The 9,166-nt window shown below is 70.1% G+C and carries 7 protein-coding genes; 5 read left to right on the top strand and 2 right to left on the bottom strand.

Annotated elements, in window-relative coordinates:
• The first annotated feature begins 662 nt into the window (after positions 1-662).
• From MFF58_RS26370 to MFF58_RS26355, 4 genes are all read left to right on the top strand, one after another.
• On the top strand, positions 663-848 hold the full coding sequence (locus MFF58_RS26370; RefSeq protein WP_238292281.1) for a hypothetical protein: 186 nt from the start codon (positions 663-665) through the stop codon (positions 846-848).
• 87 nt (positions 849-935) lie between these two features.
• Positions 936-1,856 (top strand): LpxL/LpxP family acyltransferase, encoded by a 921-nt coding sequence (locus MFF58_RS26365; RefSeq protein WP_238292279.1) that lies wholly within the window; start codon positions 936-938, stop codon positions 1,854-1,856.
• Positions 1,853-3,112 carry an HlyD family secretion protein gene (locus MFF58_RS26360; RefSeq protein ID WP_238292277.1) on the top strand — a complete coding sequence of 420 codons (1,260 nt, stop codon included), beginning with the start codon at positions 1,853-1,855 and terminating at the stop codon, positions 3,110-3,112. The genes MFF58_RS26365 and MFF58_RS26360 overlap by 4 nt, the downstream gene beginning before the upstream one ends.
• A gap of 4 nt (positions 3,113-3,116) precedes the next feature.
• Entirely contained in the window at positions 3,117-5,276 is a 2,160-nt protein-coding gene (locus tag MFF58_RS26355) for a peptidase domain-containing ABC transporter (RefSeq protein WP_238292275.1), read from the top strand.
• Here MFF58_RS26355 and MFF58_RS26350 read toward each other — a convergent pair.
• Complete coding sequence (locus MFF58_RS26350) at positions 5,215-6,648, bottom strand: TolC family protein (protein ID WP_238292273.1); 1,434 nt, start codon at positions 6,646-6,648, stop codon at positions 5,215-5,217. The two genes, MFF58_RS26355 and MFF58_RS26350, sit on opposite strands and share 62 nt — an antisense overlap.
• A 535-nt stretch (positions 6,649-7,183) precedes the next feature.
• Here MFF58_RS26350 and MFF58_RS26345 point away from each other — a divergent pair.
• Positions 7,184-8,575 (top strand): hypothetical protein, encoded by a 1,392-nt coding sequence (locus MFF58_RS26345; protein ID WP_238292271.1) that lies wholly within the window; start codon positions 7,184-7,186, stop codon positions 8,573-8,575.
• A 192-nt stretch (positions 8,576-8,767) separates the two neighbouring features.
• Here the strand turns inward: MFF58_RS26345 and MFF58_RS26340 are convergent, their stop codons facing one another.
• Complete coding sequence (locus MFF58_RS26340; protein ID WP_238292269.1) at positions 8,768-9,073, bottom strand: hypothetical protein; 306 nt, start codon at positions 9,071-9,073, stop codon at positions 8,768-8,770.
• Between the last annotated feature and the right edge of the window lie 93 nt (positions 9,074-9,166).

Genomic DNA, 9,166 nt, shown 5'->3' with positions numbered 1-9,166 from the left:
CCCAGGGCGGTCTGGCTCAGCCCCTGTGCCTTGCGTAGGCTCGCCACAAGACCACCGATCGTGCGGTCCGCATCCGTCGTGAGCTTCGGACTGTTGGCCATCGTCATGTCGTGAGTCACTCTCCAACTTCGGGCATCATTTAAGTCGACCGCGCGATAACTCAATTGCGGGCAATCCAGTTTTGTGCCCTCGAACAACCCCTGCGTGCACTGCCGTCATGGCTGAGCCGTTTCCGCCTGCTGTGTATCGCGATCGGGGCCAGTTCTTCGGTAGTTTGCGCCCGGGATGAGAAAGGGCTGATTGGCGTGACCATGCGCACTCCCGCGCCACGTGCTGGTCCTCATGCGGCTCCAGGTTCACGTATCCTTCGGAACACCGGTACGATTCCGCGGCGCGCCTGCGCTGCTCCGCCGGGATGGGTTCCATGCCGGATTGGTCCGGCGCACCCAGCAGACGGCCGGTCGTCGCGGCTTCAGACCGTCGGACCCGAAGCCGCTTCCGCCGTCCGGAGGGCACGTCAGCCGCGTCTCGGCGTTCGCCCTGCCCGTACGTTCGCGATTCGGATCGACGCGCCGGTCTATCCACAGCCTTCACTCGCGAGTAAGTATTTTCCACCATCTCTGATTGATGTAACGGCGGCTTGATACAACTATAAATGGTGGATGAGCGATCATCCCGTCGCTCGCGATGAAGGTTGCGAAACGATGAAGAAGCTTGATCTGAAGACCTTGAAGACCGTGTCCGGCGGTCATGGCTCGCCTCAGGGCCTGGGCGTCGGGCTGAACCTCGGCGGTATCGGCGTCGGTCTCGGCCTGAACCTGGGCTCGTCGTCCGGCAAGTCTCGCTGACGGGGAGCCGGTGCGCGAGGTCTCGTCCCGCGCGCCGGCCTCGGCCAGCGTGCGACGGGTGCAATCCGAACAGGATGGACGATACCAGTGGCGGAGCAACCCCCAGGCATCTCCGCTGTGGCCGGGCTCGTCGCCAGCCTGCCGATCCGCGCCCGGCGCCGGGCCCTGCGCAGCCTGTTTCATCTGACGGCGCTCACCCGTGGCGGTGCGCGCGCCGGTCTGTCACCCTGTTTCGAGCGTGTGCTCCGGCTGCCCCGGCGCGAGGCCGTGCGCCTCGACCGCGAGGCCGCCTTCCACGACGCGCTCGCCGAGATGGAATGGCTGTCGCTGCACAGACGCAGCCTCACCGGGATCAGAAGCGACCTCGACCATGTGTCGGTACGATCCCCGGAGATCCTGACGCATCTCGCTTCCCGCGGGGAGCCGGTGATCCTCGCACCCCTGCACATGGGGCCCTACGTGCTGGGCCTCCTCAAGATCCTCCTGACCTTCTTCCCCGACCGGTCGCTGCTGGTCCTGAGGCGGCGCGACGACCGGCCGTTGGAGACGCGGGTCATGCAGCGCATCACCGAATTCGGGATCCCGGTGCGGTTCCTGACCGTCACGGACCGGTCGGGCTACCTGCCGGCGGTCCGGTTCGCCCGCCAGAGCGCGGTCCTCGTCGTCTTCGGCGACCTGCCGCCGAGCTATGGACGGCCGGCCGCGATGCCGGTCCTCGGCCTTCCCACGGCGTTCGCCTTCGGCATCGAGACCCTGGCTCACCTGACGGGCGCAACGGTCGTGCCCCTTGCGGTCGCCGCACGGGCCGGCGGCTCCATCGTGATGCCGAGCGATCCCTTCACCGTCCGAGCGAACGACCCGGAGGAGCGCGACCGCGTGGCCGAGCTGATGCGTCGTCACATCGAGGCGACGGTCCGCACCTGGCCCGAGCAGTGGCACCATTGGGCGCGCCTGCCCGAGTTTCTGCCGGCGGCCGGCGAACCCGTACCGCGGGGAGGGGCTGCGTGAGCGAGGACCGCGCGGCGCAGGCACCGCCCGGCTTTCTCAAGCGGCGGGCCGGCGCCCTTCACCTGCATGGCGACCGCGGATCGACGGCCCTGGCATGGTTCTTCGGGCTGATGATCGTCGTCGTCGTTGCGGCCCTCCTCTTCGGGCACTTCGCCCGCACCGAATCCGTGCGCGGCTACGTCTCGGCTGTCTCCGGGCTCTCGCGTCTCGACGCGCGCGCTCCCGGAATCGTCGCGTCGATCGATGTTCGCCAGGGCGAGACGGTGCGGCGCGGCCAGAGGCTGCTGCAGGTGCAACTCCACGAGCGCTTCGCCGGCGGCATCTCCACGGTCGCGGCCGAGCGGAAGAGCCTCGTCGAGCGGCGCGGGGTGCTCGACCGCGAACGCGATCGCCTGACCGCCTTCCTGGCGCAGGGTGGCAGCGAGCGGGCGGAGATCGACGCCAACATGCACGCCGTCGCGGTCGCCTTCGACCGGCAGGAGGTGGTCCTGCGCCAGGGGCTGCGCGAGCAGGGCGCGATGGTCGAACGCGTCCAGGCCTATCTCGACCAGGGCTACGCGACGCGGGATGCCCTCAACGCGCAGCGCCGCGCGCTTCTGGAGTACGGCCGCCAGATGGCCGAGCTGCGGGCGCGCCGGGCCGAGATGCGCCAGCAGGCGGCCGAGCGCGGTCGCTCCCAGCGGACCGTGATGGCGGAGAAGGAGGGCCAGCTCGCCGCCGTGCGCAACGAACTGAGCGCGATCGAAGCGCAGCTCGCCGGCCTCGCCGCGCAGTCCCGCCTCGACATCGTGGCCCCGGTCGACGGGCAGGTGGCCGGCTTGTTCGTCGAGGTCGGCGGATCCGTCGCCGCCGATCAGGTGCTCGCGGCGGTCGGGGACGCGGGGGCGGACCCGCTCATCGTGCTGGACGTGCCGGCGCGCGCCATCGGCTTCGCCAAGATCGGGCAGCGCGTGGTGCTGAAATATGACGCCTTCCCGTACAAGACCTTCGGGATCGGGCACGGGACCATCACGTCGATCGCTGCCTCGCCGCAGCGGCCGGCGGCCGAGGCACTCGCGGGCGCGGACCAGCTGGGATCCACCCGCCAATCCACCTACCGCATCGAGGTCGTTCCGGACGCGCGCACGGTCCAGGCCTACGGCGCCGAGGAGCCGATCCGGATCGGCTCGACGCTGAGCGCCGACATCGTGGTCGAGCGCCGCCGCCTGATCGACTGGGTGCTCGATCCGATCCGGGCGATGCGAGGAAGGGGCTGACGCGATGGCGGAATGGCTGAAGCGCGTGCTGGCGCACCGACGCGCGGTCCGCCCGGTCGCGCAGAGCGAGGCGAAGGAGTGCGGGCTCGCGTGCCTGGCGATGATCGCCAACGTCCATCGCCACGACATCGACCTGAGCTACCTGCGCGCCCTCTTTCCGCTCTCGCAGAGCGGCATGTCCCTCGGCGATATCGTCGAGGTCGCCGAGGGGCTCGGCCTCGACGCGAACGGATTCGCTCTCTCCAACGTCGGCGAGCTGACGAGTGTCGCCCTGCCGGCCATCCTGCACTGGAACGGCAATCACTTCGTCGTCCTGGAGCGCATCCGGGCCGGCCGCTACCACGTCCACGATCCCGAATTCGGTCTTCGGATCTACGACCGGGCCGACATGGAGCGCCTGTTCTCCGGCGTGGTGCTGGAGTTCCAGCCCCGGATGGATTTCGCCCGGCTCACCGCCGAGCGACGCCTGGGCTTCGTGGAGGTGTTCCGCGCCACGCGCGGCCTCGGCAACACGGTCTGGCAGATCAGCCTCGTGTCCCTTGCCATCGCGCTTCTCGCCCTCGGGATGCCGGTGCTGCTGGAGATCGCCCTCGACGTGGTCATCCCGCAAGTCGACCTCGACCTCCTGCGCGTGCTCGCGATCGGCCTGGCCGCGATGATGGTGTTCGAGGCGGTCGGCCGTTGGCTGCGGGATGCGATCGTGCTGCGATCCTCGACGCTGCTGCAGCTGCAATTCACCCGCAACGTCGTCGGCCACGCCTTCCGCCTGCCGCTCGGCTACTTCGAGCGGCGACATCCGGGCGATTTCGCCGTTCGGGTCGATTCCATCGACCACATCAAGACCTTCCTGGTGGGTGGCCTCGTCACGGCGGTCGCCGACACGGCCACGTCGCTGCTGCTCGTCGGGCTGATGACCTACTACGCTCCGCTCATGGCCGGGGTGACGCTGCTGACCCTCGTCGCCGTGCTGATCGCCCGCGCCGTGACCTTCCCCGCCCTGCGCCGCCACACCGCCGCGTCGCTGGAGGCGCGGTCCGAGGAGCAGGCGCGGCTCCTCGACGGGCTGCGCGGGGTGGCCGCCCTCAAGGCCCACAACGCCACCGACCTGTTCGCCATGCGGTGGTTCGAGAGCTTCACGCGCTTCGCCAACACCGATTTCCGCGCGCGGCACGCCACCATCGACGCGGAACTGTTCATGCACGTGGTGATCGCCACCAGCACGGTGACGACGCTGTACATGGGCGTGGGCGCCGTCATCGGGAACAGCCTGACGATCGGTTCGCTCTACGCGTTCTTCGCCCTGCGCGGCGACTTCTTCGAACGCGTGAACCGGCTGACCGTCAACCTGATGCATCTCTCGGTCATGCGCGTGCATTTCCAGCGCCTCGACGACCTAGTCGGACAGGATCCGGAACCGGGGGCCGCGGGCGTCCGCATCCACCGGGCCGTTCGCTGGAGCGTGGCGCTGGACGGGGTCCGCATTCAGTTCGGCCGGGCCGATGCGCCGCTCCTCGTGGACGTGAACCTCACGGTCGATGTGGCTGGCGGCGAGAGCATCGCGATCATGGGCGCGTCGGGCTCCGGCAAGTCGTCCCTGCTGAAGGTCCTGGCGAGCCTGCACGATCCGGCGGCGGGCCGCCTTTCGGTGGACGGGACCACCCTGGATCAGTTCGGCCGGCGCGAGTTCCGCGCCAATCTCGGCGTCGTCTTCGCCGATGACGGCCTCTTCGCCGGCACGGTGGCCGACAATCTCGTCCTGTTCGACCCATCGGTGACGCGGACGCAGATGGAGGATGCCCTCGATCAGGTCGGGCTCGGCGCGGCCGTCGATGCGCTGCCGCAGGGCTTCGCGACCCTGGTCTCGGAGGAGAGCGGCCTTCTCTCGACCGGCCAGCGGCGGCGCCTCTTGGTCGCCCGTGCCCTGTGTCGACGGCCGCGTCTGCTCCTGCTCGATGAAGTCACCGCCAATCTCGACCCCGAGACCGAGCGGGCGCTGGTCGAGGGCTTACGCCACGTCGCCGCGGCCAAGGTCTACGTCACGCACAGCCCGCACGTGCTCGCCTGCGTCGACCGGGTCGTACGCGTGGCGAACGGGCGGCTGGTCACGGAAGCTGATCCGGATCGAACCGCGAGAGCCGCAGGGCGGCTTCCGGAGCTCGCCTGACTTCCGGCCGCACCGCGGGTTTGTTCGCCGGCGGCAGCAAGCGCGCGCGACGCCCGGCCGCGCCGGGTCGATCGACGTCGAGCAGCCCGGCGGCTGCGGCGAGCGCCAGGGACAGGGCATCGCGCTCGGTCGCGACGGCGGCCGCGCCGGATTCGGCGTCGCCGAGTTCGGCCCGGAGGTTCAACTCGTCGAGGATGGTGCGAAAGCCCGCGCCACGCTCGATCTCGAATCCGCGCACGGACTGACGCAACGCCTCGACGCGGGCCACCAGGCGCGTCGCCTGATCGGACACGATCTTGTACCGGAGAAAATTGGCGTGCGCGGTGCTGAGCGTCTCGCGCTCGGCATCCTGGACTTCGTAGCCGCGCTGACGCGCCAGCGCGGAGGCTTCCGCCACGCGGGGGAATGCACCCGGCTCGTAGATCGGGATCCGGGCGAGCAGGCGGGTGGTGGTGTCGGTGATGCGATCGAGCGCCGCGCTATAGCCGTACTGCGCGACCCGCGTGAATTGCAGGTTGACGGTCGGGAGGAGGTCCGCGCCCGCGGCCCTGGCCCTGGCGGTGGTCGAATGCGCATCGAGGCGCGCCGCGACCAGCGCGGGATTGGCATCCCGCACCTGGGCCGCATAGAGGTCGGCCGTGCGCGGAAGGCTGCCGGGCAGGCGCGGCGCGGCCACTTGTTCCGGCTCGAGGCCGGTCAGGCGCACTACCGCGGCACGCGAGACGGTGAGTTCGGCCCGGGCACGGTCCCGGCCCGCCTCCGCGGCCTGCAGGCGGGACTGAGCCAGGGCTACATCGGTGCGCGTCGCGTCGCCGACCGCGCGCTGCCGCTGGGTCGTCTCCAGGATCCGGCCGATCGCCGCGCACTGGGCCTCCCGGAACCTCACGATCTGCCCGTCGCGCATCACCGACAAGACGGCGAGCGCCGTCTCCAGAAGCACCTGCTGGCGCTTGCCGACGACGGCGGCGCGCCCTGCCTGGACCTCTGCATCCGCCGCCCGCAGGGTGTTGAGCCGCCTGAACCCATCGAAGACGGGCAGATCGGCCACGATCCCCAGTTGATAGGGTGCTGAACGCGGCGTCGCATCGAGCCCGAGGATCGTCGGAGCCAGTTCGGGGCTGTAGCGGATCCGACTGCTCAACGGCGCGTCGGCGAGAGCCCACACCGTCGGCATGAAGGCGTCCTGCGCGCCGCGCAGCCGGGCCTCGGTGGCGTCCTGGCGCGCGTCTTCGGCACGGAGCGCGAAGCTCTCGACGAGGGCAGCGGAGGCCGGATCGGCCCGTTCCCGGCCGCAGGCCGGCCGGATCGGGTCGACCGCCAGGTGTCCGACCACCGCCGCGACCAAGACGGCCTGGGCACTCCAAGGCGGCATCCACGTCCTCACGAACGGCGGCACGACGGATCCCGTCGCGGCCGCCGCATTCCTGTCGGTGTCTCGCTGTGCCCAGCGCGGGCGACCCGTGCCGGTATGGCAAACGAATGCTTAATCGCAATTTAAAGGTGTATCGCCCGCGGCCGGTCAGCGAATCCGTCGCCGGCGCCGCGGAGTCCTGAATGGTCGGGTGAGCGGATCGTCTCTGGGATCCGCCCGGGCACAACCGGGGACTGATCGGCTTCGAACCGGTGCGGAACGCACGCGGCTGCGGGCGCCGCGGGTCCGTGCCCTTCACGCGTCGCCAAAGCGCCGACGGCCCGCCCACCACCGCAGTGAGGTTGAATGAATTTGTAGATACAACTTTAAGATAGGATCAACCTTTCAACCACAAAGTGTGCACATCGAAAGCGCCGGGGCACCGGGGGCTTCGTACAGTACCTCAGCAGAGGAATCGCAGATGCGTGACGTTTCCGCCGGATCATTCAGGTCGATCCGAGAGAGGTCTTCGACACGCGGCGTCAGCGTTGCGGCCTTGTTGTTGTGCAGTGGGCTTCCAGGACTTGTCGTCGCGTCACCGGCGCAGGCGCAACTGCTGCGCGGCACGCTGGATACATCCGGCGGCGGCATTCTCGGGACCGGACTCAGCGTCAGCACGAGCGATCCGGGCAGCGGCCTCCTCGGCACCGGCGTGCAGATCGGGACGAGTGGCGGTGGCCTCCTCGGGACCGGACTCAGCGTCAGCACGAGCGATCCCGGCAGCGGCCTTCTCGGCACCGGCGTGCAGGTCGGCACGAGCGGGGCCGGTGTCCTCGGCACCGGGCTGATCGTCGGCACGACCGGACCGGGTGACGGCCTGCTCGGCACCGGTCTCACCCTCGGAACGGCCGGGACAGGCGGCGCGTGCGGCACCTGCGGGACCGGAGGAGGGGGCACCGGCGGCACCGGCGGGGGCCAGGGCGTCTACATCATCACCGGCAACGTCACGCAGGTGCAGGGCCAGAGCGTCGTCACCGATCTTCGGCTCACCTCGTTCTCGGAAATCACCGGCATCGCAGCCAACAACACGAGCGGCCAAGCGGGTCCGAGCGCCATCGGCGGGGACGCGCTGGCCGTCGGATACGGATCGAGCGCATCCGGCACCGCAGCGACGGCGATCGGAACCGGGGCGAGCGCCGGCAATACCGGCGGCGTCGCCCTTGGCTATGCCGCGAGCGCCCAGGGGGTCGGCAGCACCGCAATCGGCACGGCGTCTGCGGCGCTGGGAGACGGCAGCACGGCCCTCGGCTTCGTCGCGGGCGCGACGGGTTCGGGATCCACGGCGATCGGCGCCGCGGCCTCGGCGGCTGGAAACAGCAGCGTCGCGCTCGGAAACGGCGCCGCCGCCAATCAGGCGAACACGGTCGCCATCGGCGCCAACGTCAAAACGACCCGGGCCAATCAGGTCGCGATCGGCAACGCCGGCAACACCTACACGCTGGCCGGGATCGCCTCGCCGGCGAGCGCCGCGGCCCAGAGCGGCGCGACCAATTTCGTGACGACCGACGCCGCCGGGAACCTCGCGGCCTCCGCCTACGGACCGTCGACCATCGCCGGATTGGGCAACCGCATCGACTCGGTGCAGGCTCAGGTGAACAACCTGGAAGCCAAGACGGACGCGGTGCAGCGCTACGCCATCCAGACCCGCAAGGAAGCCCGGCAGGGCGTCGCCATGGCGATCGCCATGGCCACCGCTCCGATGCCCTCTGCGCCCGGCAAGACCACCTGGGCGACGAACGGCGCGACCTACCGGGGCGAATGGGCCGGCGGCGTCGCCCTGGCGCACCGGCTGCCCACCTGCTGTGTGCCGATCGCCATCACCGCGGGTGTCGCTTATGGCGGCGACAATGCACTCGGAGCGCGGGCGGGACTCGCCGGAGAATTCTGACCGGCGCGCCGATCCTCACGGGCCGGGACGCTCCCCGTCCCGGCGGCCTGCGTGACGGCCAGATCGATCGCATCGCTGCGCCGCACGACCACGGCCCGCACCTGCCTGACCCGGATGACGTGACGGAGGAGGGCGCGTCGTCACCGCGGATGGCGGCGCCGGGGCGGCGCCATCCGCTCCATGCCGGATCATTCAAAGCCGCTCGGACGCCGCCTGCACGAGGGCGAGGAGCCGTCGTCGCTCCTCGGGGTCGCGGATGCGCCGGAACGCCCGCTCCAGTGCCGCGCATTGGCTGGCGAGATCGTCCCCGGGAGCGTCTGACCCGGTCTTCGTCGGCGACGAACGGGCGACGGCGTCGTACAGGCTGGCTTCGGGCACCTGAAGGGCGTCGGCGACGCGCCGCAGCAATCGCTGGAGGCGGGCGCGCTCCGACGCCGCGGCCGTATCCACCCGAGCGAAGCCGACCGCGTGCGCCTCTCCGTCGTCGTGCTCCGCCATCCCGGGTCCGCCGCTGGCCGTGGTTGCTTAGGATCGGATACCCTGGTTGCGAAGTTGCGCAAAATTGTGTTCCTCAGCTCGTATCAAGCTGCA

This window comes from Methylobacterium longum (assembly GCF_022179385.1).
Classification (GTDB): Bacteria; Pseudomonadota; Alphaproteobacteria; order Rhizobiales; family Beijerinckiaceae; genus Methylobacterium; species Methylobacterium longum.
Note: the sequence above shows the minus strand (reverse complement) of the source record. Positions and strands in the feature narration are given on the sequence as shown.